At 48.7% G+C, this 24,354-nt stretch carries 15 protein-coding genes and 1 pseudogene; 3 read left to right on the top strand and 13 right to left on the bottom strand.

The genetic code is table 11. The features are described 5' to 3' along the window. Window positions 1-23: 23 nt before the first annotated feature. Window positions 24-1,739, bottom strand: a complete 1,716-nt coding sequence (locus H6G50_RS05245; RefSeq protein WP_190713935.1) for a diflavin flavoprotein — start codon at window positions 1,737-1,739, stop codon at window positions 24-26. 103 nt (window positions 1,740-1,842) lie between these two features. Here H6G50_RS05245 and H6G50_RS05240 point away from each other — a divergent pair, with 103 nt between their 5' ends. Next, window positions 1,843-1,992 carry a hypothetical protein gene (locus tag H6G50_RS05240; RefSeq protein ID WP_190713934.1) on the top strand — a complete coding sequence of 50 codons (150 nt, stop codon included), beginning with the start codon at window positions 1,843-1,845 and terminating at the stop codon, window positions 1,990-1,992. A gap of 180 nt (window positions 1,993-2,172) precedes the next feature. Next, a pseudogene (locus H6G50_RS05235) lies at window positions 2,173-3,349 on the top strand (RNA-guided endonuclease TnpB family protein). Between the two features lie 34 nt (window positions 3,350-3,383). On the opposite strand, the gene H6G50_RS05230 reads toward H6G50_RS05235, so the two are convergent. The 10 genes from H6G50_RS05230 to H6G50_RS05185 all read right to left on the bottom strand — a co-directional run bounded on the left by H6G50_RS05230 (window position 3,384) and on the right by H6G50_RS05185 (window position 15,115). Next, the gene (locus H6G50_RS05230; protein ID WP_190713932.1) at window positions 3,384-6,263 is read right to left on the bottom strand and encodes a type I restriction endonuclease subunit R; all 2,880 of its coding nucleotides are present in this window, start codon (window positions 6,261-6,263) and stop codon (window positions 3,384-3,386) included. A gap of 3 nt (window positions 6,264-6,266) precedes the next feature. Further along, complete coding sequence (locus tag H6G50_RS05225) at window positions 6,267-6,692, bottom strand: PIN domain-containing protein (protein ID WP_347239879.1); 426 nt, start codon at window positions 6,690-6,692, stop codon at window positions 6,267-6,269. Continuing rightward, complete coding sequence (locus H6G50_RS05220; RefSeq protein ID WP_242032717.1) at window positions 6,689-6,988, bottom strand: DUF2281 domain-containing protein; 300 nt, start codon at window positions 6,986-6,988, stop codon at window positions 6,689-6,691. The genes H6G50_RS05225 and H6G50_RS05220 overlap by 4 nt, the downstream gene beginning before the upstream one ends. Beyond that, a complete protein-coding gene (locus H6G50_RS05215) occupies window positions 6,978-7,562 on the bottom strand; it encodes a Uma2 family endonuclease (protein ID WP_190713929.1) in 585 nt (194 codons plus the stop codon). The genes H6G50_RS05220 and H6G50_RS05215 overlap by 11 nt, the downstream gene beginning before the upstream one ends. Before the next feature lie 25 nt (window positions 7,563-7,587). Continuing rightward, window positions 7,588-7,872 (bottom strand): hypothetical protein, encoded by a 285-nt coding sequence (locus H6G50_RS05210; RefSeq protein WP_199302711.1) that lies wholly within the window; start codon window positions 7,870-7,872, stop codon window positions 7,588-7,590. Window positions 7,873-8,028: 156 nt separating this feature from the next. After that, window positions 8,029-9,237, bottom strand: a complete 1,209-nt coding sequence (locus H6G50_RS05205; RefSeq protein ID WP_190713927.1) for a restriction endonuclease subunit S — start codon at window positions 9,235-9,237, stop codon at window positions 8,029-8,031. Next, a complete protein-coding gene (locus H6G50_RS05200; RefSeq protein ID WP_190713925.1) occupies window positions 9,234-10,856 on the bottom strand; it encodes a type I restriction-modification system subunit M in 1,623 nt (540 codons plus the stop codon). The genes H6G50_RS05205 and H6G50_RS05200 overlap by 4 nt, the downstream gene beginning before the upstream one ends. Before the next feature lie 212 nt (window positions 10,857-11,068). Further along, window positions 11,069-14,161: a phosphoenolpyruvate carboxylase gene (gene ppc, locus H6G50_RS05195; RefSeq protein ID WP_190713923.1), complete on the bottom strand. Its 3,093-nt coding sequence runs from the start codon at window positions 14,159-14,161 to the stop codon at window positions 11,069-11,071. 185 nt (window positions 14,162-14,346) lie between these two features. After that, the gene (locus tag H6G50_RS05190) at window positions 14,347-14,538 is read right to left on the bottom strand and encodes a hypothetical protein (protein ID WP_199302710.1); all 192 of its coding nucleotides are present in this window, start codon (window positions 14,536-14,538) and stop codon (window positions 14,347-14,349) included. A 319-nt stretch (window positions 14,539-14,857) separates the two neighbouring features. Beyond that, window positions 14,858-15,115 (bottom strand): DNA cytosine methyltransferase, encoded by a 258-nt coding sequence (locus H6G50_RS05185; protein WP_190713921.1) that lies wholly within the window; start codon window positions 15,113-15,115, stop codon window positions 14,858-14,860. Window positions 15,116-15,218: 103 nt separating this feature from the next. Here H6G50_RS05185 and H6G50_RS05180 point away from each other — a divergent pair, with 103 nt between their 5' ends. After that, window positions 15,219-16,049, top strand: coding sequence for a HEAT repeat domain-containing protein (locus H6G50_RS05180; RefSeq protein WP_190713919.1), 831 nt, complete (start codon window positions 15,219-15,221; stop codon window positions 16,047-16,049). Window positions 16,050-16,424: 375 nt separating this feature from the next. Here the strand turns inward: H6G50_RS05180 and H6G50_RS05175 are convergent, their stop codons facing one another. Together H6G50_RS05175 and H6G50_RS05170 are read right to left on the bottom strand one after the other, a co-directional pair. Next, window positions 16,425-17,213, bottom strand: a complete 789-nt coding sequence (locus H6G50_RS05175; protein WP_190713917.1) for a YdcF family protein — start codon at window positions 17,211-17,213, stop codon at window positions 16,425-16,427. A gap of 201 nt (window positions 17,214-17,414) precedes the next feature. Continuing rightward, window positions 17,415-24,146: a hypothetical protein gene (locus tag H6G50_RS05170; protein ID WP_190713915.1), complete on the bottom strand. Its 6,732-nt coding sequence runs from the start codon at window positions 24,144-24,146 to the stop codon at window positions 17,415-17,417. Between the last annotated feature and the right edge of the window lie 208 nt (window positions 24,147-24,354).

Here is a 24,354-nt window from a genome sequence, read left to right as displayed (position 1 = left end):
CTCGCCGATTGAGCAAACTCGCTCTAATAATAACTCCCCGACTTGCGGTGGTGGACGGCGGTTAAGCCATCATTATCGAAGACTTGACCTTTTGAAGCGATCGCGTACAGCAACCAATGATCGCCGCACTCCATGCGGTTACTCACTTCGCATTCCAAGTAAGCGAGCGTTCCTTTCAGCACCGGACAGCCATTCTCAGCCGTTTCCGTCTCAATGGTATCAAAGCGATCTTGTCCGGGGGCATAATTTTTTGCAAACTGTTTTTTCAATTGCGCGTTTCCTTCCGGCAGAATATTCAGAACGAAAGGCGCGCCGGAATGCAGCATTGATTCGATCGCGCGTTCCTTAGCCACAGCAACAGTCAATCCGGGCGGCGAAAACGTCGCCTGCGATACCCAAGAAGCCAGCATCGCATTGCTGAGATCGCCTTGGTGCGTCGTCACCACGCACAGCGAACCCACGATGCGCCCCGCCGCTTGTTCGGTTCTGTCGGCTTGGGAATCGCCGACGGGCTGTTTAATCGCACGTTTTTTCTGCTTGCGCTTGAGGACTTGGGCGAAGTCCGTCCCCGCTTCCTCGCAATATTGCAGCGTCACTTCATTGGGTTTAAATTTAACGCGGATCGGGTCGAATCCCTGACGGTAGCCCGCATCAGTAAACTTTTGCTCGAGCAAGTCGATCGCTTCGCCGCTCCAGCCGTAAGAACCAAATACGCCATACAATTTATTTTTATCGGCGGTAGCCAGCACGATCCCCAAAGCGGTTTGAATCGGAGTTGGGGCATGACCGCCCAGCGTCGGAGATCCCATAATAAAACCATCGGCAACTTCGACGGCGTTTTTGATTTCCTCGGGTTCGGCAAACTCGCAGTTGATCGATTCTACCGCCACGCCCGCCTTAGTAATGCCGCGCGCGATCGCGTTGGCTAAAGTTGCGGTACTTCCATAAGCCGAAGCATAAATCACTGCCACTCTCGCCTTACTTTCTTTCTGCTGTTGCACCCATTGTTTGTAAGCGTGGGTGAGTTCGCTCAAACCATAGCGTACTAGAGGCCCGTGACCCGTTGCATACAGCGTCGCTTCCTTTTCGCCGAGTTTTTCTAATGCGGCTTCAGTTTGGCTGGCACTCGGAGCCATGAGACAATCGAAATAATAGCGCCGGTCTTCGTCGTATACCGTCCAGCCTTCATCGAAAACTTGATCGCCGCAAACGTGCGCCCCAAAGAGTTTATCGGTAAATAGGATTTTCGTTTTCGGGTCGTAGGTACACATCCGATCCGGCCAGCGTGGATTGGGTGTGAGAATAAATTCGAGGTTGTGTCCTTGCCCTAAATCTAGGGTTTCATCGCCTTTAACGACTTTGATGTGAAGGGTTAAATCTTCAAGAATTTTTTTAAGCGAAATCGCCCCGGGGTTGGAGGTGACAAAGGTAATTTGGGGGGCAATTTCGAGTAAGGCTTGTAAAGTGGTCGCTCGGTTGGGGTTGACGTGACCGAGGATAATATAATCGATGGTTTTCGGGTCGATGCGTTTTTGGAGGGCTTCGATAAATATCTTTGTGAAGGATTCGCCGGGAGGGTCAAACAGCGCGATTTTATCGGCTTGGATCAGATAGGAATTGGCGGTTGTACCGCGTTGGAGGGCATATTCTATCTCAAACTTGAGGCGATCCCAGGTGCGCGATCGCAACACTCGCGTATCGGTCGTAATGGGATATACTTGTACGTCTTTGGCTTTCATGGTTTAGTGCAGTTCCGTGAGATAAAACCTACTCAAAGCCTTTCGACAACGCGCTTTTCGCCCCGATAGCAGTAGCAAGAGTAGGGGCGGGTGCGGCTTTGAGGTGGGTGCGACGATACAAACGCGATCGACTCAACCCGTCCCTTGTCTCTTTCAATGGTACAAGCAATTGCCTCCCCTCCGACGCGATCGCTCAAATCCTTATAAACACCTGCAAGCTAAAGCTGGCTGTCACTCTCAGCGCGCGATATAGCGCTACCTGCCCAATATTCATTATTTATTATTTATCAAAAAACTTGGGTCTAAGACCCCGCCCACTTCGACAGGCTCCCTTCGGCAAGCTCAGGACATCGCAGTGCATCGCTTCCAGGGCGGCTTTGCATTAATCTATCCTATTATGCTAGGATTCTCGTTATAAGCTTCCCTTTTCTCTATGCTAGTCCTCGAAGCAAAACTAAAAGGCAAAAAAGAGCAGTACAACCTCATTGATGAGGCAATCCGTACTGCTCTTTTTGTGCGTAATAAAGCTTTAAGGCTGTGGATGGACGTAAAAGGGAGCGATAAATACGATCTCAACAAATACTGCGCCGTGCTTGCTAAAGAATTTGAGTTTGCTAAAAAGCTCAACTCTCAAGCAAGACAAGCCAGTGCAGAAAGGGCGTGGTCTGCCATTCGTCGATTTTTTGAAAATTGCAAAAAGAAAGTACCCGGCAAAAAGGGCTTTCCGAGATTCAAAAAGCGCGGTCATTCTGTTGAATACAAGCAAACAGGATGGAAGCTTAGCGAAGACAGGAAATACCTAACTTTGACCGATGGCTTCAAAATCGGCAGACTCAAATTAATCGGCAGTCGCGATCTGAACTTCTACCCGATCGAGCAGATTAAACGCATCAGACTGGTGCGTCGTGCCGACGGTTATTATGCTCAAATTTGCGTCGAAGTAGATCGCAGAGAAAAGATCGACCCCTCAAAAACCACTATCGGCTTAGATGTGGGACTCAACCATTTCTATACCGATAGTAATGGTGAGGTTGTCGAGAATCCCAAATTCCTTAGAAAAACAGAGCGTCAACTTAAAAAGTTGCAGCGCAACGTTTCTAAGCGGAAGAAAGGGTCTGCCAATCGCAGAAAGGCTATAAAGCGGTTAGCTAAGAAGCATTTGCAGGTAAGTAGGCAGCGTAAAGACTTTGCCATTAAGACGGCAAGGTGCGTAGTTCGGTCTAACGACCTGATTGCCTACGAAGACTTGCAGGTGCGGAACATGGTCAAGAATCACAAGCTAGCTAAGTCGATCGGTGATGCGAGTTGGTCAATGTTCCGAGACTGGGTTGAGTATTTTGGTAGGGTGTTTGGTAAGGTCACTATTGCAGTGCCACCACAATATACAAGTCAAAATTGCTCGAATTGCGGCAAGAAAGTTGTTAAAACACTGAGTCAACGAACGCATCGTTGTGAGCATTGCGGCACTGTGTTAGACCGCGACCACAATGCAGCATTAAATATCTTAGCAAGCGGTCTTGCATAGGGTAGGGCATACCCAAATTAACGCCTGTGGAGAGTTCGACCTCTGTCAAGTAGATGCAAGTCTACTTGGTAAGTTGTCTCGCTGAATCAGGAATCCCCGCTCCTTTAGGACGGGGAGTGTCAATCTTCTTCCTCCATCTCACCGATCGCGTCATCGAACTTGTTAACGATGTCGAGCAATTTCGACACGACTCGATCGAAGACTTTTTTGCGATCCAACAATTTGGGTTTTTCGTTGCAAGCACTCAGCACGGTTTCTCGGAGCGGCTCTTTCCCAGAGAATTTATAGTCAGCAATCATTTGCTGAACAATATCGATCTTCAGGTTCTCCTCCTGGCAGAGGTGCTGAATTGTAGCAATTCGTTCCTGACTCCAGAACTTCTGGAAGACGGTTTCGATTTCCTCTTCCGGTTCAAGGGTAGGAAGCCGTTCTTCAATGAATTTCTCCAGTAGATCCCGCTTATTCCGTAGTTGGGCTTCTTGGCTAATGATTTCAAGGATAGTAGCTTTTTGGGTCTGGTACTCCTCTGAAGCAACATCCACTTGCTGCTCGCGCTGGAGGTTAGCCAGTAGCTTGAGAATATAGGAGACATTAATTTCGTCGCGCTGAATGAGTTCCAGTTCAAAATCGACCTCTTCGACAGGGGATTCCGGCTCATCGTCTCTCCGATTTCTTGTTCTGTCGTAGATGTCTAGATACTTGCTCTTGTAATCCTCAAAGGTTTGTTCATCTAGGTTTAAATCGGAAAAACTAAATTGGGTGAATGACTTACTGACATTCAATGAGCGAATGAGATTACGAAAGGCTTTAACAAACTCAACTTGGTCGTCTTCACTAATCAATTTATTGACATCGTTAGGAATAGTGGCGATCGCTCTCAGTTCTTGCACGCCTTTATTAAATTCCTCAATGTAGTATTCGTAGGGTTCAATAAAAATTTGTTCGTTAGCGTTGGGATCGGAAAAGAGGGCAACGGCTCGATCGGTATTTTCCTTAAGATTGCGAAAGCAAACAATATTTCCCTGAGATTTAAGTTCGCTCAAAATGCGATTAGTACGGGAGTATGCTTGAATTAACCCGTGATACTTCAGATTTTTATCGACGTAGAGCGTATTGAGTTTTTTAACATCAAAACCCGTCAGAAACATATTGACAACTAACAGAATATCAGCACGTTCTGCGTCCTGAAAGTTTTCCCGATCCCTATCCTTCATTCGTTTGGAAATATCTTTGTAATAGGCATAAAAAGCCTGACTATCTTTGGCTGAATGTTGGGTTTGGTACATCTGGTTATAGTCCGCGATAAATTCATTCAATTTGTCGCGGCTATGGCTACTGCTGCTCTTATCTGTGCTGATATTGAAATCAGGTTCTCCAATTAAGCCGTTTGCGTCTTCGTCTTCTTCGTTATCGCTGGGGGTAAAAATAGTAATAACTCGTAGGTCATGTAATCCCTGTTTCTGTTTATTTTTAAATGTTTCGTAATAAGTGATTAGGGTATCTACGTTACTGACGCAGAGCATAGCAGAGAATTTTCTGCCGTGGGTTTTACGGTTATGGTTGGCAATAATCCAATCAACAATCAGTGAAATTCGGTCGGGATTTTCAAAGAAATCGCGGTCTAATTTTGGTTCTGTAATGAGTGTTCCATCTTTGCGTTTGAGTTTGCCCCAATACTCGACGGAAAATTTCAGAACATTTTCATCAGCGATCGCATTAGTAATGACATATTTATGCAGACATTCTTGGAATAGGTCTTTGGTGGTGCGTTTACCGTGTTGATTACCGGCAGCGTTATCGGCAAAGATGGGAGTTCCGGTAAAGCCGAACATCTGGGCTTGGGGAAAGAATTTAACGATATTTTTATGAGTTTCGCCAAATTGGGAACGGTGGCATTCATCAAAGATAAACACAATGCGCTTATCTTTCAAACTCTCCATAGCGGCTTCATGGCGTTGGGATTTTATCGCACGGTTGAGTTTCTGAATCGTGGTGACAATGAGGGGGTTATCCCCAGCCATTTGTTCTACCAGTTGTTTGGTGTTGTCGGTAGTGTCTACGCAATTAGGACTGAAATAATTAAATTCCTTGCTGGTTTGGTAGTCGAGGTCAGCGCGATCGACGACAAACAGCACTTTATGCACTTTGGGAAATTGAGTGAGGATTTGGGCAGCTTTGAAGCTGGTGAGGGTCTTGCCCGATCCGGTGGTATGCCAAATATAGCCGTTTTTGTCGGTGTTTTTAACGCGCTCAATAATTGCTTCTACTGCGTAGTATTGGTAAGGACGCAGCACCATCAGCACTTTGTCAGATTCGTGCAGGACAATGTATTTGCAGATCATTTTGGAGACGTGGCATTTCTCCAAAAAGCTGTCGGCGAAGTCTTCCAGTTGGGTTATGAGGTTATTTTCTTGGTCTGCCCAATAGAACGTTTGTTTAAATTCTTGTTTGCGGTTGTTGGCATAGTAGCGGGTATTAACACCGTTGGAGATGACAAAAATTTGGATATACTGAAACAGTCCATTGTCTGCACCGTAGGAATGGCGTTGGTAACGGTTGATTTGGTTAAAGGCTTCTTTAAGTTCCAGTCCTCGGCGCTTCAGTTCAATTTGCACGAGGGGCAAGCCGTTAATTAGCAGGGTTACGTCGTAGCGATTTTTGTATTTGCCTTGCTGGGTAATCTGGTTCGTGACTTGATATTGGTTTTGGCACCAATGTTCGGTGTTGAGGAATTCTAGATAAAAGGTGTTGCCATCGTCGCGCCTGAGTTCCATTTTATCGCGTAGGCGCTTGGCGCGATCGAACACATTGCCTTTATCGAGGTGATTGAGGACGCTTTTAAACTCTGTGTCGCTGAGTTTGATGTGGTTATGTTTCTCTAGTTGGGTTTTGAGGTTGGCTTTCAGGTCTTCGGCATTGCGAAGGGTGACAGGTTCGTAGCCTAATCCCGTGAGGCGATCAATTAGCTGTTGTTCTAGTTCGGCTTCAGATTGGGTCATAGCTTAATTCTCGTTGGGCACGATCGCGGGAATCCTTTGATTGCGCTGCTTTCGATAAATGGTAAAGTCGCTATCTAGGGTTAGGATTTGGCTATTTTCGTACATTTCGCTCATTCTGACTAAACAAGCATCGGCGAGAGACATTGGCACTGAAGCATAGCGTTTCATTAGGTTTTCTATGGCTTCAATTTCTTGACTGAGGTTGAAAGGAATAATGATATGACCTTGCTTAATAAGTTTTAGAATAGTTTCTTGTCCGTTGTGAATCCTTTGGGCGAGGAAACAGGCTTCTGTAATTACAGCTTCATTGGTTAAGACAGGGGTGCTGATTTGAGAGAGTTGGGAAACTGCCCAAGTGTGGAATTTATCTTTGGGCATGAGGTAGGCAATTAAGACTCCTGTATCTAGGATGGTAGCTCTAGTCATCATCTACCGAATTCTTCTAGATATCTAGGATTATGGGAGAGGTCTTCGAGATCGCTATCAAGGCAGCCGATAAATTCTTTAGTCGCGTCGGCAAACGATGTTTCGGCGGTTTCTGGTGCAGTGGGTGTTTGCGGCGCAAGGGTGCGGCTCGCTTGAAATTCCAAGAATTCAATAAACTCAATGACTTTATTTTGTTGTTCAGGGGGGAGTTGTTGGATTTTTTGGATTACGGTTTCGAGGGTTAGCATATTGGGCGTTAAGTAATGGATAGTAGGTAATGCTTTGATTCTATTCCCCATTCCCTGGTTCAAGGGTTAAACCGCGATAGACTTGTTCAATGGGAAAATTGAGGTTAATGCTTTTGAGTTCGATTGTGTCACCTGATTTGTAGTTGATAATCAACCAATCGCCTGCGTCGTTTTTGTGATACAGGTCGATTTCGATGCTGGTGGAACTGACTAGGAGGTAATCGATTAAGGCTGGGTTTTGGCGGTACATTCGGAATTTGCCGCCTCTGTCGTAGGCTTCGGTACTAGCGGAGAGGACTTCGACGATTAAGCAGGGGTAGGTAATATATTGGGTTGTGGTTTTGTCGCGATCGTCGCAAGTGACGCTGGCATCTGGGTAGGTATAATTATTACTGCCAAAAATATTGAGCTTGACATCAGAGTTACCAGTGATGCAGCCTGTATTTTCTAAGTGGCTGTCGAACATGGCGGTGAAGCGGATACCGATACGCCCGTGATTGATGCTACCGCCAGTCATGGCGTAAACTTCACCGTTGATATATTCGTGTTTTTTTAGTTGCTGTTCTTCCCAAATAAAGTATTCTTCGGGGGTTAGGCGGGGGGCGTTGTCTTTGGCTGCGATCATTTTCTTTGGGTAATAGGTAATACTTTTATTTTATTCCCTGTTCCCTGTTCACTTCTTCAAATAAACATTTAATGATTTGGTTGGGGGTTTGAAAGTCTTGGGCAGATAAGCCAAGGCTACCAAAACCAAATTGATCGAGGGCAGTTATGAGTTTATCGGCGTTTTCTGGTGACATCTCTACCCAAATATCTATATCTTTGGTGTAGCGGGGGTGTCCATGAATGGCGACGGCATAACCACCAATAATCAGATATTTAACTTGATTGGCGTTTAATAATTGTATAAATTCTTTGAAGTCTGGGTTCAGCATTGTATTTATATTGGTGGTATTCTCGGCGAATTTGTTCTAGGGCTTCGAGACGTTTAAGGGGTGGCTGATTTTGCCAGTAGTGAAAGTCACTGGTTTGTTGTTTAGTTGTGGTTTTGTGAATGACTTTTTCCATAGATTGAGCCTTGATTTTAATAACTACACAAATAGTTTTTGGAGTAAGCCTTTTTTGAATTTTTCGGTTTGCTCGATTTGGCGGGAGAGTGCTTCGATTTTGCGGTCGATTGTAGTTAGAAAATTAGCTATTTTTTCTTGTTCACTGATCGACGGCAAAAAAAAATTCAGATTTAAAAGGTCTCCCCTTGATAATCCTGGAATAATATTTCCTGCTGCAAGTGCTTGTAATGTTTTTCGATAATTAAATAGCTTCTGGTAAAGCATCGCACCATTAACTCGGGTTGGGCGTATTGACATTAGTTGGCGACCAATTGCAACTTCATTCAATTGCAGAAATAGCATTTCTCCAACTCCGTTTCCCTTAACTGTAATTAAAATATCACCACTTTTTCCTGTTTGAGCAGGAATAATAGCCCATTTAGTGAGTTCTAAAAAATTGTTTGTAAAATCAGAAGGACCTGTGAAGTATGGAATTTTGCCCTTCCCCGTTTGATATTCATCAGGGGCGAGATGCCTGCCTGATATTAACTCAATTACTTTCCCTAACTTCTTCTCTTCCCAATTTGGGAAGGGGGAGCCATCGGATTGGGTGAAGCGGATTTGTTGGGAGAAGAGTTTCTGCATAACGCCGCGTTTGTAGGTTTGCAGCAGTTCCCGTTTGCGGCGGAGTTGGGTTAGGCGCGTGGCGATCGCCCCCAAAAAACTCGCGATCTTCTCTTGTTCCGCGATCGATGTTACTTTAATCTTGAAGTTCTTCAAAACTTCAGTTGTTAAGTTAGTGAATACACCTCCATGTGTTGCGCTACTCTCAAGGGTATTTCTTAATGTATTTAGTTGATGATACAAAAAATCTTCGTTGACAACTTCTTTGTTTAATTTTCTAATAGCAAGAAAACCATCATGTATACAAGCATCGACAGCTAGAAAAGATGGAATTCCTACAGTTCCAGAACAAACTATAGTTAGAGTACCTTTCTCACATGGACGGCTAAGTTTTGCACCTTCTTCAGTTAAAAAATCAGTACGTGGGGTAACATATTTTCCGTCACGAGTGACATCTTCAACCATTAAACGAGGAATTTTCCCTCCATAATATCTTCTGTCTCCTTTTGGTCTTGGGCTGGCTCCTCGAATGACTTCACCAATATCTGAAATCGTTAACTCATCCCAGTCCCCATCAAACTCAGGGAATCGAAGTTTAGGACATTTTTTATTTAACTTCTTACTCATAACGGAGCCTCAATCCCCAACTCCTCACAAAACCCGCGAATCAGCCGATCTGTCTCCACCATCTCCCGATCGATTTCTCGAATTTCCCGCGCCACTGCGTCTAAATCAATTTCCTCCTCCTCCTCGAAGGTATCCACATAACGGGGAATATTTAAATTAAAATCATTCTCCTCAATTTCCGTTAACGGGGCGCGATAACTATACTTATCTTCCGCCAACCGTTGCCGATAGGTAGAGACAATTTTGTCAACATCTTCATCCCGCAAATAATTCTGATTCTTTGCCTTTTCAAAATAGGCACTCGCATCAATAAATAAAATATCTTCAGGATTTTCCCGACACTTCTTAAACACCAAAACACAAGTGGGGATACTCGTCCCATAAAAAATATTCGCAGGCAACCCAATCACTGCATCCAACCAATTCCGCTCCTTGATTAGATACTGGCGAATATGCCCCTCTGCACCTCCGCGAAACAAAACCCCGTGGGGCAACACCACCGCCATAATGCCGTTCTCATCCAGGTGATGCAGCATATGCTGGACAAAGGCAAAATCAGCCTTAGACGCTGGGGCTAACTTACCATACTGACTAAAGCGATCGTCCGACTCAAACAGCTTATTTGCACTCCAATTCGCCGAAAATGGCGGATTTGCCACTACCGCCTCAAATCGCATTCCCTCATGCTGGGGGTTCTCTAACGTATCCTCCTGGCGCAGATCAAAATTGCGATAATGCACTCCATGCAAAATCATATTCATCCGCGCCAGGTTATAAGTCGTGCGGTTCATCTCCTGCCCGTAAAAATCCCCGACTGATTCCACCTCCCGCGCTACTCGCAGCAATAGAGAACCCGATCCACAGGTGGGGTCATACACCGACTTCAGACGACTCTTCCCCGTCGTCACAATCTTCGCCAACACCTTAGACACCTGCTGCGGCGTGTAAAACTCCCCTGCCTTCTTCCCCGCACCACTGGCAAACTGCCCAATCAAATATTCGTAGGCATCCCCCAAAACATCGCTTTCCGTATCTTCTAAGCGAAAATCAATTTTATTCAAATGCACTAAAATTTTGGCAATCAAAGCATTTTTCGCCTTCGGAGTCCGCCCCAACTTCGTTGAATTCAGATCCAGATCCTCAAACAAGCGATCGAAATCTTCCTCACTTTCCTTGCCCATTGTGGAGCGTTCAATACTGTTAAGCACCTGGGCGAGATCGTCCAAAATAAAATTTGACGACTCAAAATCTTCATCTCTCAGATTTTCTTCAGTGGCTTTTTTCGCCCCTAATGCCCGATCTGCTAAAGAACTGAACAACTCTGACGGCTTGAGAAAATATCCCAGTGTGGCGATCGACTCTTCTTTTATTGCCTCTAAATACTCTTGCCCTTCCTCGGTCGATTCATGAATCTCCATAAAATCGATGCCATCCTCTTCCAACACTTCATTGGCATAGAGGTGTTGCCGTTCGGACAGGTATTTATAGAAGATGAACCCCAAGCAGTAATCCCGAAACTCATCGGCATTCATCTTGCCCCGCAGCGAGTCGGCAATGTTCCAAAGCTGAGTTTCAAGCTTCTTCTTATGTCCGTTTTGTCCGTTCAGTCCGTTGGTCATTGATTTTTCGTACTGGGCAACTCTAAATAGCTGAGGCTTTGTCGGTACTATTATGGCTCAACCGTGTCGTCCAAGCACAATTAAAACTCCTCCCAATACCAGGCTCATCTTCTAAAAAAGCGTTCGCTGTTTTAGGGTCATTATATAATGTCAGGACGCTATCGCTTGCGCCCTGACAAATTCACTCCCAACGCTCTCGTGAGATCGATCGATCAACCCGTATTTCGCATTCCGGCAGCAATTCCATTAATCGTTAACAACGCGCCGCGCAAGAGTTCTTCCTTAGAGTAGCGGAAGTGAATCAAACCGCTGGTGGCTTGACTGCTATATTGCCGCAATCGTTTAAGGAGTGAAACTTGAATGAAGCCAAGGGGAACAATCGTCCCATTTCTTAATTGTACGGAGCGCTGTAAGTCCGGATCGCCATCGAGCAGGTGTTCGTTACCGCAAATATTTAAAATTAATTCGCGGGTGAGATGATATTCTGCCGAAATTTGCTCGAATAAGCGATCGAAGCGTTCGATATCTTCGGGTTTGGAGAGTTCGCGAACGTAATGGTGCGCCATCTGTAAATCGACTTTCGATAAGGTCATTTCTACTTTAGAAATCACCATCTTAAAGAACGACCATTTGAAGTAGAAATAGCGCAATAGTTTGAGATGTTCTTCCGGTTCGCGATCGATGAACTCTTTGAGCGCTGTTCCTACGCCGTACCAAGCGGGAAGTAGGAAGCGGCTTTGCGTCCAGCTAAACACCCAAGGAATGGCGCGCAGACTGCTTAAGTCTTGGCTGCCGCCTTTTCGCCGTGCGGGGCGAGAACTGATTTGCAGTTGGCTGATTTCTTGGATGGGGGTGACGGAAAGGAAGAAATCGAGGAAGTCGGGTTGTTCGTAGATTAAGTCGCGATAGACGGCCCGCGATCGCGCGGCTAAGTCTTCCATAATATCTTTCCAGGGTTCGATATCGTCGAACCCACTCCCCAATAAGCTCGCCTGAATCACCGCTGTGGTTGCCGTTTCCAAGTGATACAGCGCTAAATCGGGTAAGGAATATTTCGAGGCTAAGACTTCCCCTTGTTCGGTAATCTTAATCCGCCCGCCAATGCTGGCACTCGGTTGCGCTAAGATGGCTTCGTAAGCTGGGCCGCCGCCGCGTCCTACAGAACCGCCGCGTCCGTGGAAGATTCTCAGGGCAATCCCGTAGTCTTCGGCTACTTTTTGCAGCGCTTTTTGGGCTTTATGAATCTCCCAATTGCTGCTGAGGAAACCGGAATCTTTGTTGCTGTCGGAGTAACCCAACATTACCTCTTGTAGAGGTTGGAATTGGGTGAGTTTTGAGTGCGGGTGGGGGGTTTGGGTTTCGAGGTTGGCTAGCGCATCGTACCCGCCTGCCAAACAAGCGCGGTAGAGGGGAAGCTCGAATAGCGATCGCATGATTTGGGGCGCGCGCTTGAGATCTTCTACTGTTTCAAACAATGGCACGATCGAGATCGTACCCACGCCCGTCATCGGATCGAATAATCCAGCTTCCTGCGCCAGTAACAGCACTTCTAAGACATCGCTTACATCATTGCTCATACTAATGATGTAAGTGCGGCAAATTTTCGGCCCGAATTCCTGCTGGAGTTGGCGCAGCATCCGAAAAGTTTCGATAGTTTCAGCGGTTTTTTCGCTGAAGGGCAGTTCGCTAGGAACGATGGGACGGCGCGTACTCAATTCCTTCACCAGCCATTCAACACGTTCGGCTTCGCCGAGTTGTTTGTATGGCGTGGGGAGGATTTGCAAGTATTCAGTAACCTCGTCAATCGTATCGGAATGGCGGGAGGATTCTTGACGAATGTCTAATTCTGCTAGCACAAAGCCGTAGACTTCTACCTGAGCGATCAGATCGTCTAATTCGCCGCAACTCAAACCCGTTGAGGCTAAATTCCACTGAATCAGATGCAACTCTTTTAAAAACTCATCCCCGGAGCGATAATAAGTCTTTGGGTTCATATCGCGCCGTTCGAGTTCTTTGCGTTCGTCGGGGTTGGCGAGGCGGCCGTTGCGATCGCGAGTATTTTCCAGTCGCTTTTGAATGTAGGCGAGTTTGAGGCGGTAGGGTTCCTGGCGGTAGCGAATCGCAAAGGCGCTGTAGATATCGCCCATATGAATGCTATCCTGCTCCAGGGAGTCGAGCAGTTCTGGCAGAACGTTGCTCCAGTGCAGAGATAAGCTCAACAACTCTGTTAGCCCTTGCACGGATTTCATGTATTTGCCCAGGACTACGCCCCGTTGGTAGCAGGCGGTTTCCCAAGTGACGGCGGGCGTAACCGAAGGGTTGCCGTCGCGATCGGACCCCACCCAAGAACCAAAGCGACAGAAGGCGTGCTTGGGCGGACTCAACCAAGGGAAAGAATTAGAGAGTGCTTGTTTGAGGCGCGCCGATAGCTGCGGAATCGCATCGAACAAGACTTCTTGGAAGTAGTGCAGGGCGTATTCGACTTCATCAATGACAGCGGGTTTAAATTGGTGCAACTCGTCGGTGCGCCACCACAGGCGAATTTCTTCCATGAGTTGCTGGATTGCTGCATCAACTTCCCAGGAGTTGACTAATCCCAGACTGCGCGAAGCTTCTTCGGCGCTGTCAAGTTGCCGTAGAATGCGAGAGATGCGCTGCTGTTTTTTACGAATCGTATGGCGGACGATTTCGGTAGGGTGCGCGGTGAAAACGAGGCGCAGTTCGAGGCGATCGAGGAGTTGTTGAATTTTTTGCGGCGGCATATTTTGCTGCCAGAGGTGCGGGAATAGCCATTGAAAGGTTCCCGTTTTGCGACTTTGCAGTTCGCTTCCCTGCCAGTTTTTTTCGAGTTGGCTGCTTCCCGGATGACTGCTGTTTTCTTCGTCGCTAAAATAGCTTCTGACTTGCGCTAAAGCCGAATCTTCTCGAGCGCTTTCGCCAGCAAAGTTGGGTTCTTTAAAGGTGGCGCTGCGCGCGAGTTGTTGTTCTCGCTGTTCGCAGTGTTGTTCGACAATATTAATTAATTGAAAGTAGAGGGCGAAGGCACGACTGGCGCGAATGGCGGCGTTGAGATCCAGTTTTTCGATGAGTTGATGAACGGAGGGTTCCGAGAGTTCCGTCGTTTGTCCTTCCGGAGAACACATCGATCGCAACTGGGCTAGCAGAGAGACTAACTCTTCGCCGCATTCCGATCGCAATACGGATTCCCACAACTCTTCGACCATTTTGAGGCGATGCCGCAATAATAGCGTCGCACTCGATGGGATTCTCAATTCCTGCTCTGACGGTCGGAGAAGCGAACTCATAAGGCCTTTCTCGCAATGGGTAGGTAATGACTCAATTTTAGGGGTCGATGCTCTAAATTTGGAGGGTTGTACTCGCATGAAGGATATAAGAGTTGAATGCCGCCGCTGGCAACTGCACGCGGTACGGTTCGGGTTAGAGCTATCCCGAAGTTCGCAGCGCTGGGAATCTTGAGAGATGCTAGGGTTTAGCGATCGCTGCCTGATTCGGGAAAGTTAAGGACGGGCAGGCGATCGCCGCGAAAGATCTCTTCGCTCGCTTGACCTATTTCTTGTAACCTTTGAGTCAGGGTTTTGATTGTCACCACACTCAATAGAAAGGGAGCGGCTGCCAAACTTAACAAAAGTTCAGAAGATATAAGCGATGGTTCTTTTTTCAAGGTTAGAATCGGGAATTGTTTTCTTAGGGTTTGACTTTTCAGTTTACCGGAAATAATTGCTTTAGGGGCAATTTTGGGCGCGATCGCCCGACTTATTTTTCTGGGGCTTCTCCAAACGCTCGCAGCAATACCACAACCTTTCTTTGCGATCGGTTCTCTACGAACAGTTCTTCAAAGCTTTACATTGGATGGAGGGTTTTCTCAGTTCCCTCTTTTCTTCGCTTCTTTCAACTCCTCGGTTAGCGCTCTTAATTTTGCAGTTATCCCAAACTCTTGTCAGCGATCGCCCTCCTTTTTTCTCTGAGATAGACGTAAGAATTTAACGAGCAACTGCAAATATTGTGGGGTTAGTCAAACAGTTGAAAATTTCTAGGGGCTTCGTTTGCAATAATGCTGTGCCTTCAAACTGTCTTAAATCTCCTTCAATAACATTCCATTGGGGACGATTAAATCGTAGAGTGTTACAACAAGCTTTATCGATCTCAACAAGCGCTTGTGGCGTAAACCCTGCCCATTCGAGTCCTAAAGCTTGACCGCCAGCCCCAGCGCAAATTTCTAAGCAGGATACTTCAGGCATCGGCGCATTAATTTTAATGTTTAGAGGTTAATGCTACTTTAGCAGGAGTCGCGATCGCCTCGGCGGGATCTCATAATAGATTTGTTCCCTCCTCAAAGCTTCCATGCAATTGCGATCGCAACAACTCGATACCGCTCGTAACTCCGACACTTCGCCCCAACAACTCCGAGAACTCAGTTACAGCAGCGATAAACAGACTCGCCAACTGGTCGCCGCCAATCCCAATACGCCGACAGAAGTTTTACTCGATTTGGGTGCAGAGTTTCCCAAAGAATTACTGAATAACCCAGTTTTTACTTTAATTTGGCTCGAACAGCCGGATTTAGTGCGGGTAATGCCAGAAAGCACGCTAGCGAAGCTGATTGAGTGTAAAGCCGTACCGCTGTTTCTGCTCGAACAGGCAACCAATCATCCGGAACGGCGAATCCGAGAACGCGCGATCGCGAAAATTCCTGTTGAATCTTTGCCCGCTCTCGTTAATAATACTTACGAGGATATCCGGATACAACTCGCAGAGCATCCTCAAGTTGCGATCGCGATTTTGGAGCAACTGGCTAAAGATGAGAGTATCTGGGTGCGCGCGACGGTTGCAAGTCGCCGCCAAACGCCCATCCCGGTTTTAGAAGCTTTAGCCAAGGATACAGAACGAGAAGTTCGCCGCGCTGTCGCCCCGCATCCTTCCCTTCCCGTTCCGATTTTAGAACGGTTAGCGCTAGAGAGCGATCGCGAAATTCGTTGGCCCGTCGCCGCACATCCCCAAACACCGCTCCCTAGTTTAGAAATTTTAGCGAAAGATAGCGATGGGCAGGTTCGCTGCGCCGTTGCTAAAAATCCTAATGCGTCCGTGGAGTTGCTCGCACAGTTGCAAAATGATAAGAATGCTAGCGTCTCTCGCTGGGCTGCTTATCGACTGCGGCAGCAAAACGAAGCTTGAAATCCGGACTCAGGCGGGTACAATACTCTTAAATACCCATTGCGCTCTGAACTTCTAAAAGAAATTCATCCTCAATAAAATTTTGTTCGGCTAAAGAGATTTTATTGTCTGATACCAATTTAAGATTGCGTTCCCTAGAATAAACTCTCCTAAATTCTCAGGATAACGGTGCGTTACGCTTCGCGCTCCACACCCTACTTTTCATTCTATGGAGCTTCACATCAATTTGGGATGAGTACATTCCTAAAAATCTTTAAAATTGTTCCGAGAAGGATAACCTTAGCAAAACTATTTTTACCCCCCAATTTGACGAAGGAACAAAAACGATCGAGAAGGGAAAGAGGCGGCTTTAGCGTTACCCCCAACAGGCTATTATTAAAGCCATCCTTTGAGGCGATAAATCCCGAAACCGACGTATTCTTTAATCGCCTGAGTAGTACGCTGCAAGCGATCGACTTCGGGTAGAAGGTTGAGGATAAAACCTTCGATACCGGCGCTGGGTTCTTCGAGAAGGAGTTGGGTGACGAGGAAGTCGGTGGGGGCGGGGAGGGCTTGAATTCCCTGCTTTTTGAAGATAGCAAGCGATCGCGGCATATGTAGGGCGGAAGTCACTAATAAAATCTGCTTGAAGCCGCGTTGTTCGATGATTTTGCGCGTATTGGCGGCGTTTTCGTAGGTGTTGAGGGAGTCGGGTTCTAGCAGGATGGCGCTGCGAGGAACCCCAACTGCGTTTAAAAAATCAGCCATATCGGAGGCTTCGGAAGGGCCGCCGCCGCGCCACTGCACGCGCCCGCCGGAAGCGATAATGTAAGGGGCTTTTTGCTGTTTGTAGAGATAGGCAGCGTAGAGGGCGCGATCGCCTTGTTCGCTGACTTCAACGGTGGTGCGCGGGGGCGAAATCGGACGAAGCGCACCGCCGAGGACGATAATCGCATCGGCGGTGGGAATTTCGGCGGGGAGATTTTGGGTTTCGAGCGATCGCACTACTGCATTACTCGTCCAACCGTTGCTGGAGAGTAACAGGGCGATGAGGGCGAAAGCAACGGGAAAGGTTGCCCAGCGCGATCGAAACCAGAGCAAAATTAGGGCAATGATTAACAATAAACAAGCAAAACCGAGGGGAAACAGAAAGATGGGTAAAAGTTTGGACAAGAAAACAAACATCGTTCCAGGTTCAACGTTTTACCGGACTCTAGCAAATTTTCTAACTAGAGTTACGAGTTTTGAACCGTCTCAATGATGGCAGAACGGGAGCCTTGGTGATTCTTAAGGTATTGCGATCGCGCCTTTTCCTCAATCCCTTCAAAGGAAAAATGGGGCATTGTATACCAAAACCCCATTTATTTATACAGAGTTACTAGATTGCTAAACAATCGTAAAATGCGAACGAGTTAGCGTGTCAGCTTGCACCCCGCTCAACGTCGCCAGATATTCACTGCTATCTTGCAACCCAATTAAAGTATCGTTAGCAGCAGCCCCGGAACCTTGTGTAATCGTAAGCGCCTCAAAAGTGAGACCGCCCGATAAACCAATGAAATCGGCATTGAGGGTAAAGTCAAAGATGCTATCTAACCCCTGTCCGCTAGCTAGCACGAAGGTATCGACACCGCTTCCGCCGTACAAGAAATCGCTGCCCTCGCCGCCGTTGAGGAGGTTGTCTCCTGCAACAGCATAGAGTTGGTCGTTGCCCCAACCGCCCAGAAGCGTATCGTTGCCCGCACCACCGAAGAGGATGTCATCGCCATCGCCGCCGTTGAGAACGTCGTTGCCATCCTGCCCGTAGAGTTCGTCGGCATCCTCGCCACCCCACAGATTATCGTTGCCCGCACCGCCATCGAGAATGTCGCTGCCACACTGTCCGTAGAGGTCGTCGTACCCCTCCCCACCTTCGAGGCGATCGCCGCCCGAACCGCCATCGAGCGTATCGTTGCCCTCTCCGCCAAAGAGTTGGTCGGCATCGTCGCCGCCCCAAAGCGCATCGCGACCGATTCCGCCGTAGAGGAAGTCCGCACCGGCGCGCCCGTAGAGAGTATCATTGCCATCATCCCCGTAAACGCGATCGCCATCTGCACCGCCATCGAGCAAATCATCTCCCGAACCGCCATATAATAGGTCGCCGCCAGCACCGCCCAAGAGTTCGTCCGTACCAGCATCCCCCATTAGCGTATCGCTACCTTCGCCGCCGTCGAGGAAGTCGTTCCCCGTACCGCCCGCGAGTCGATCCATTCCCGCGCCGCCTTCTAGGTTGTCGTTCCCCGCACCGCCATCGAGAATATCGTTGCCGGTTTGACCGTAGAGTTGGTCGTCGCCCGTCCCGCCGAGGAGTCGGTCGTTGTCCGCACCCCCATCGAGGAAGTCATTCCCCGCACCGCCTTCAAGCAAGTCAAACCCGGATTCGCCTTCCAGCTTATCGTTCCCTGCGCCGCCGTAGAGTTCGTCACTCTCAGTGCCACCATAGAGCAAATCGTCGCCCGCATCGCCAAAAAGCTTATCGTTCCCGGCTTGTCCGTAGAGTTCGTCGTAGCCCTGCCCGCCTGCGAGGGTATCGTTCCCCGTACCGCCATTGAGGAAGTCATTCCCCGCACCGCCTTGCAAGTCGTCGTCTCCGGCTTGACCGTAGAGTCGATCTTGACCGGCATCTCCTGCGAGTTTATCGTTGCCTTCGCCGCCTTCGAGGAAATCGTCGCCCGCACCGCCGCTGAGGGTATCGTTGCCGATTTGACCGTAAAGCCAATCGTCACCTTCACCTGCATCAAGGGTATCATCGCCCGTTCCCCCTTCGAGGAGGTCGTCGCCATCTTCGCCGAAAATGCGATCGCTTCCCGCCTCGCCAAACAACCAATCGTCGCCAATGCCGCCGTTTAAGGTGTCGTCTCCCGCACCGCCGTACATATGGTCGCGACCTTCATCACCCGCGAGTTGGTCGTTGCCTTCCCCGCCTTCGAGGTAATCGTTACCCGCGCCACCAGTTAAGGTATCATCTCCGGCTTGACCGTACAGTTGGTCGTTGTCCAACCCGCCTTCGAGGAGGTCGTCGCCGTCGCCACCTTCGAGGTAGTCGTTGCCCGCTTCGCCAAAGATGCGATCGCGTCCTTCATTCCCGTACAATTGGTCGTTGCCTTCGCCACCGTTGAGGAGGTCGTCTCCCAAACCGCCGTAAAGTTGGTCGTTACCGGCATTTCCGTACAAGGAATCGTCGTCTTCATTCCCGTAAAGCAGGTCGTTGCCTTCGCCGCCTTCTAGGTTGTCGTTGCCCGTACCGCCTTCGAGATAGTCGATGTCGTCACCGCCATCCAGGGTGTCATTATCCGCGCCGCCGTAGAGGAAATCGCGGCCCGTACCGCCGAAGAGTTCGTCATCGCCCGCCTGTCCGTAGAGTTCGTCACCATCTTCGCCGCCGTCGAGGAAGTCGTTCCCCGCACCGCCATCGAGGAAGTCGCGCCCCGTTTGTCCGAAAATGCGATCGCTGCCGTCTTCGCCCCAAAGGTCGTCATTGCCTTCGTTCCCTTCCAGCAGGTCGTTGCCTTCACCGCCCCAAAGTTGGTCGTGTCCTTCGTTACCGTACAGGCGATCGTCGCCCGAACCGCCGTAAAGGTAGTCGTTAGCGCCTTCACCTAGGAGGAGGTCGTTACCGGCATTGCCGTACAATTGGTCGCTGTCGTCGCCGCCGTAAAGTTCATCGCTATCGTCGCCGCCGTACAGTTCGTCCTTACCCGCACCGCCATAGAGGAGGTCTTCGCCTGCTTCGCCTTCGAGGGTATCGCTACCGTCGCCGCCTTCTAAGCGGTCTTTACCAGAACCGCCATTGAGGAAGTCGTTCCCCGCTTGACCGAGGAGGAGGTCATCGCCATCGCCGCCGTAAAGGTCGTCGTTACCGTCGTTTCCTTCGAGAAGGTCGTTCCCCGCTTGACCGTACAGGGTATCGCTACTTTCGCCGCCTAACAGATGGTCGTCTCCCGCACCGCCATCCAGGGTGTCGCGCCCTTCGTTCCCTTCAAGATAGTCGTTGCCATCGCTACCGTAGAGGTCGTCGTCGCCTTCGCCGCCGTACAGTCGGTCGTCTCCCGCACCGCCATCAAGGGTATCGCTTCCGGTTTGACCGTAGAGGAGGTCGTTATCGTCGCCACCGAAGAGGGAGTCGCGCCCCGCACCGCCTTCGAGGAGGTCGTTGCCGCTTTCACCGTCGAGTTGGTCGTCGCCATCGCCGCCGAGGAGATGGTCGTCATCCGCACCGCCTTCGAGGAGGTCGTCGCCTTGTTCGCCATAGAGAACGTCGCGCCCTGCGTTGCCGTAGAGTTTATCGCGTCCCGTACCGCCGTATAATTGGTCGTCCCCCGTACCGCCGGAAAGGGTATCTTCGCCTGCTTGTCCGAATAGGAGGTCATCGTCTGCACCGCCGTCGAGGATATCGTCGCCGTCGTTTCCTTCGAGGCGATCGCGTCCTTCGCTACCATTCAGTACGTCTGCACCACTGCCGCCATACAAAGTATCATCGCCGCTTTCGCCTTCAAGCAAGTCATCGCCGGATTGTCCCAACAGGGTATCGTTATCGGCACCGCCGTAGAGTTTATCCTCGTCCGCACCGCCATCGAGATAGTCGTCTCCGGCTTGTCCTTGGAGGAGGTCGATCCCGCTGCCCCCGAACAGGCGATCGCGCCCATCGCCGCCTTCGAGGGTATCATCGCCCGCTTCCCCTTCCAGGAGATCGTCGCCGTCACCGCCTTCGAGGTTGTCTTCTCCATCGCGCCCGTAGAGGGTATCGCTGCCTTCGTTACCATAGAGAACGTCCGCATCGTCGCCGCCATCGAGGAGGTCATCGCCAGTGCCACCATAGATAGTATCGGTGCCGCCATCGCCGTAGAGTTGGTCGTTATCTTCTTCGCCGTAGATCAGGTCGGCATCCGCACCGCCGCTGATGAAGTCGTTGCCCGCGCGTCCGTGCAGTTCGTCTTCTCCCTCTTCGCCATAGATGCGATCGTTGCCTTCATCCCCTAACACGAGGTCGCGCCCCGCGCCTGCATAGATGAGGTCGTCCCCATCACCGCCATAGATGCGATCGTCGCCATCGTTCCCATAAAGGGTATCTTCGCCTTGGTTGCCGTAGATTTGGTCGTTTCCAGCACCGCCATAGACGGTATCGTCGCCGAATTCTCCGTAGAGGCGGTCATTGCCATCGCCACCGTTGACGCGATCGTCGCCGTAGCCTGCGGTAATAATGTTATCTTGCGTGTCGCCGGTTAGGGTATCGTTATGCTGGGAGCCGACGATATTTTCAAATCCGTAGAGGCGATCGAAGCCGCCAAAGCCGTCGTTAGCTCGGTTGCGCTCTAAGTTAACATTAACGCCATTGGGATCGCGGCGATAGCTGATGGTATCATTCCCTTCTCCGCCATTGATGCGATCGCTGCCACCATTGCCGATAACGAGATCGTCCCCTTCTAATGCCCAAATCTGGTTATCTTTTTCGTTACCGATGAGGATATCCTTAAACGGCGTACCGATGATATTTTCGATATCTTCGAGCGTATCGGTCGTCTCGTGACCATCGTAGGCTTTGCCCGCTGCAATTTCAAACTGCGATTCGAGGTCGAGATGGTAATGGGGAGGATTGACGGGACTGACGGCGTTAGGATCGCCGTAGTTGTCGTAATCGTGCGATTCATCGATATTAACGGTCACACCGTTGGGGGATGCTTGATAGTCGATGGTATCTTCGCCGCTACCGCCACTGAGGAGGTCGTCGCCAATGTTACCAATTAGGAGGTCGTCGCCAGTACCGGCATAAAGTTCGTCGTCGCCAGAACCGCCGTACATCGTATCGTCGCCCGCGTCGCCGTAGAGGGTATCATCTCCTGCATCCCCCATCATCAGGTCTTCACCGCTACCGCCTTCAAGCCAATCGTAGCCATTGTTCCCGTGCAGGGTATCGTTACCGAATTGACCGAGGATGACATCATCGCCGTCATTCCCTTCCATGTAGTCAATACCGTCGCCGCCTTCCATGTAGTCATCGCCAGCGTTGCCATACATGGTATCGCTGCCAGCATTCCCGTAGAGGGTGTCGGCACCATCGCCACCGCTGATGGTATCGATACCATCGCCGCCGTACAGGGTATCCTCGCCAGTATTGCCGTACATTGTATCGTCGCCAGCGTTACCGTACATCTCGTCGTGTCCGTCGCCGCCCGTCATGGTGTCGAGACCGTCTCCACCTTCCATGTAGTCATCGCCGGTATTACCGTACATCTGGTCGTCGCCAGCGTTACCGTACATCTCGTCGTTTCCTTCGTTCCCTTCGAGGTAGTCATCTCCCGCAGCACCGTCAAGATAGTCGTCTTCCGTACCGCCATAGAGATAGTCGCGATCGTCTCCTCCGTCGAGGCGATCGCTACCTTGACCGCCTTCTAAGATATCTGTACCCGTACCGCCAAAAAGTTCGTCGCTGCCTTGTTCGCCTCGCAAAGTATCGCTGCCAGATTGACCGTAGATGACATCTTGGTTATCGCCACCGTAGAGAGAGTCATCATCAAGACCGCCATCTAGATAATCATCGTCTGTACCACCGTGCAATTCGTCGTCGCCCGCTTCGCCCCATAAGATATCGTTACCCGATTGACCATAGAGGGTATCTCGGTCATCGCCACCATACAGTTTGTCATCACCCGCGCCCCCCGCTAGAGTATCCTTACCCGTTTGTCCATAGAGTTTATCGTTGCCATCCCCTCCATCTAAGTAATCATTACCATCAAATTGGTTGCTAGTATAAAGCTTTAGTTTTGGAGGCTCGACTTTAACCCCACTCTGGTAGTCGGAAGGTGCATAGTTTTCATTATGGATAGCGTTTGAATTTTCAATACTTTGTCGAGCTAAATCGCTATCATCCTCAATGTCAAAAATTTTTCCGCCATACAAAATATCATCGCCACCCTCACCATAAATATAGTCATTGCCTAAATCGCCTTCTACCAAATCCTCCCCGGTATTTGCCCATATCTGATTATCACTCTCATTCCCAGTAACCCAGTCATTTCCTTGCGAACCAATTAAATTTTCAATTGTTGCATCTATTCCATTGGGTGAACTGTAAGCAAGAAATGTTCCGAAATTATGCGTGATTCCTTGCTGAGTCATTCCACTGACAGGAATCGGAAAAAGCCAGTCCAACAAAGATATTTGCTCGTCATTTCCGGATAAGTAAACTTTTTCATAGCTCAGAGGATTATAAGCAGACATTTCAGTTAAAATACCACCTTGTTTCATTTCAAATCTGAAATCTGTCTTGCCACTGTGCAAATAACCAAGATTGGAAAAGTCTAAAGTATCCTCACCTCCACTATCCCATATTGTGCTTTTTAGAGGTTCCACAACTTTGCCAAAACTGTCGTAATAATAGTTGCCATCAACTGTATATTCATCAACATATTGATTGAATACATAAGTGGTATTTAAATTGTTTGTTTTGCCCTCTCCGTAATGTTTTTGCAACGCATAAATATCGTAAGGCATTAAAGAAACAGGCCATGCTCCACTAAAGTTATAAGTCATTACTGTAGTCGAATTATTGTCCTCTCGTTCGGGCAAAATAGTTCCACCTTCATGAGGATGTTTAAGACCTAAAGCATGACCGATCTCATGAAGTATAGCTGTATAAGCCCAAGTTCCGGGAGGAGAAGAAAACACTTGATTGCTTTGAGTACCAAAATAGATATCTCCTCCGACATCTTTGATATCATTTTGATTAGAATTTGGAAGGTAGGCACTAGCCGTATTACTATTATTCATCATAAAGCGAAGTTGCCCAGCATCTTTCAACTCGCGGTAGGGAAATAGTTTTAAGATATCCCAAGGATAGTAACTATCTTCAATACGCTCTGTTACAAATTGGAAGTTTAAACCTAATGTTTTTGCAAAAACATTGTCAAGAATATTTTTGACATTAGTAATTATCCCTGCATCAGTAATAGGTGATACCGAGTTATCTGAATATAGACTAGCAGCTTCTGGATCGACAACAAAACTGTAAGTGATAGTTTTATTTTGCCACCAGTCACCTTGTTCTAAGGCGCTCGTATTCGGTACATTATTAGGACTTGCCATTTTGATTATGCTCCTTAACTAAAAATCTTTTATTCAAATGCTGGCTTGGCAATACTCTGAAAACCCAGCCGCTAGAGTGGGCAATTACCCGCAATCCTCACAACTCAAAAAACTTCTGGTTGCCATCAAGTATTTTTTCCAACCTTCGATCGCGGAATGTTGGACTGACTTTCTGAGTTCCCCAGGGCAAGGGCATAGCAGTGCTCAT

The sequence above is a fragment of the Oscillatoria sp. FACHB-1406 genome (assembly GCF_014698145.1).
Taxonomy (GTDB): Bacteria; Cyanobacteriota; Cyanobacteriia; order Cyanobacteriales; family Spirulinaceae; genus FACHB-1406.
This window is presented reverse-complemented; position numbering and strand designations above follow the sequence as displayed.

Coding starts and splice junctions, on each gene's coding strand:
- H6G50_RS05175 (WP_190713917.1), bottom strand. CDS start 17,213: ATGTTTGTTTTCTTGTCCAAACTTTTACCCATCTTTCTGTTTCCCCTC.
- H6G50_RS05205 (WP_190713927.1), bottom strand. CDS start 9,237: ATGAGTAAGAAGTTAAATAAAAAATGTCCTAAACTTCGATTCCCTGAG.
- H6G50_RS05230 (WP_190713932.1), bottom strand. CDS start 6,263: ATGACCCAATCTGAAGCCGAACTAGAACAACAGCTAATTGATCGCCTC.
- H6G50_RS05220 (WP_242032717.1), bottom strand. CDS start 6,988: ATGGGGAATAGAATCAAAGCATTACCTACTATCCATTACTTAACGCCC.
- H6G50_RS05200 (WP_190713925.1), bottom strand. CDS start 10,856: ATGACCAACGGACTGAACGGACAAAACGGACATAAGAAGAAGCTTGAA.
- H6G50_RS05170 (WP_190713915.1), bottom strand. CDS start 24,146: ATGGCAAGTCCTAATAATGTACCGAATACGAGCGCCTTAGAACAAGGT.
- H6G50_RS05245 (WP_190713935.1), bottom strand. CDS start 1,739: ATGAAAGCCAAAGACGTACAAGTATATCCCATTACGACCGATACGCGA.
- H6G50_RS05185 (WP_190713921.1), bottom strand. CDS start 15,115: ATGCCTGAAGTATCCTGCTTAGAAATTTGCGCTGGGGCTGGCGGTCAA.
- H6G50_RS05215 (WP_190713929.1), bottom strand. CDS start 7,562: ATGATCGCAGCCAAAGACAACGCCCCCCGCCTAACCCCCGAAGAATAC.
- ppc (WP_190713923.1), bottom strand. CDS start 14,161: ATGAGTTCGCTTCTCCGACCGTCAGAGCAGGAATTGAGAATCCCATCG.
- H6G50_RS05210 (WP_199302711.1), bottom strand. CDS start 7,872: ATGCTGAACCCAGACTTCAAAGAATTTATACAATTATTAAACGCCAAT.
- H6G50_RS05180 (WP_190713919.1), top strand. CDS start 15,219: ATGCAATTGCGATCGCAACAACTCGATACCGCTCGTAACTCCGACACT.
- H6G50_RS05225 (WP_347239879.1), bottom strand. CDS start 6,692: ATGATGACTAGAGCTACCATCCTAGATACAGGAGTCTTAATTGCCTAC.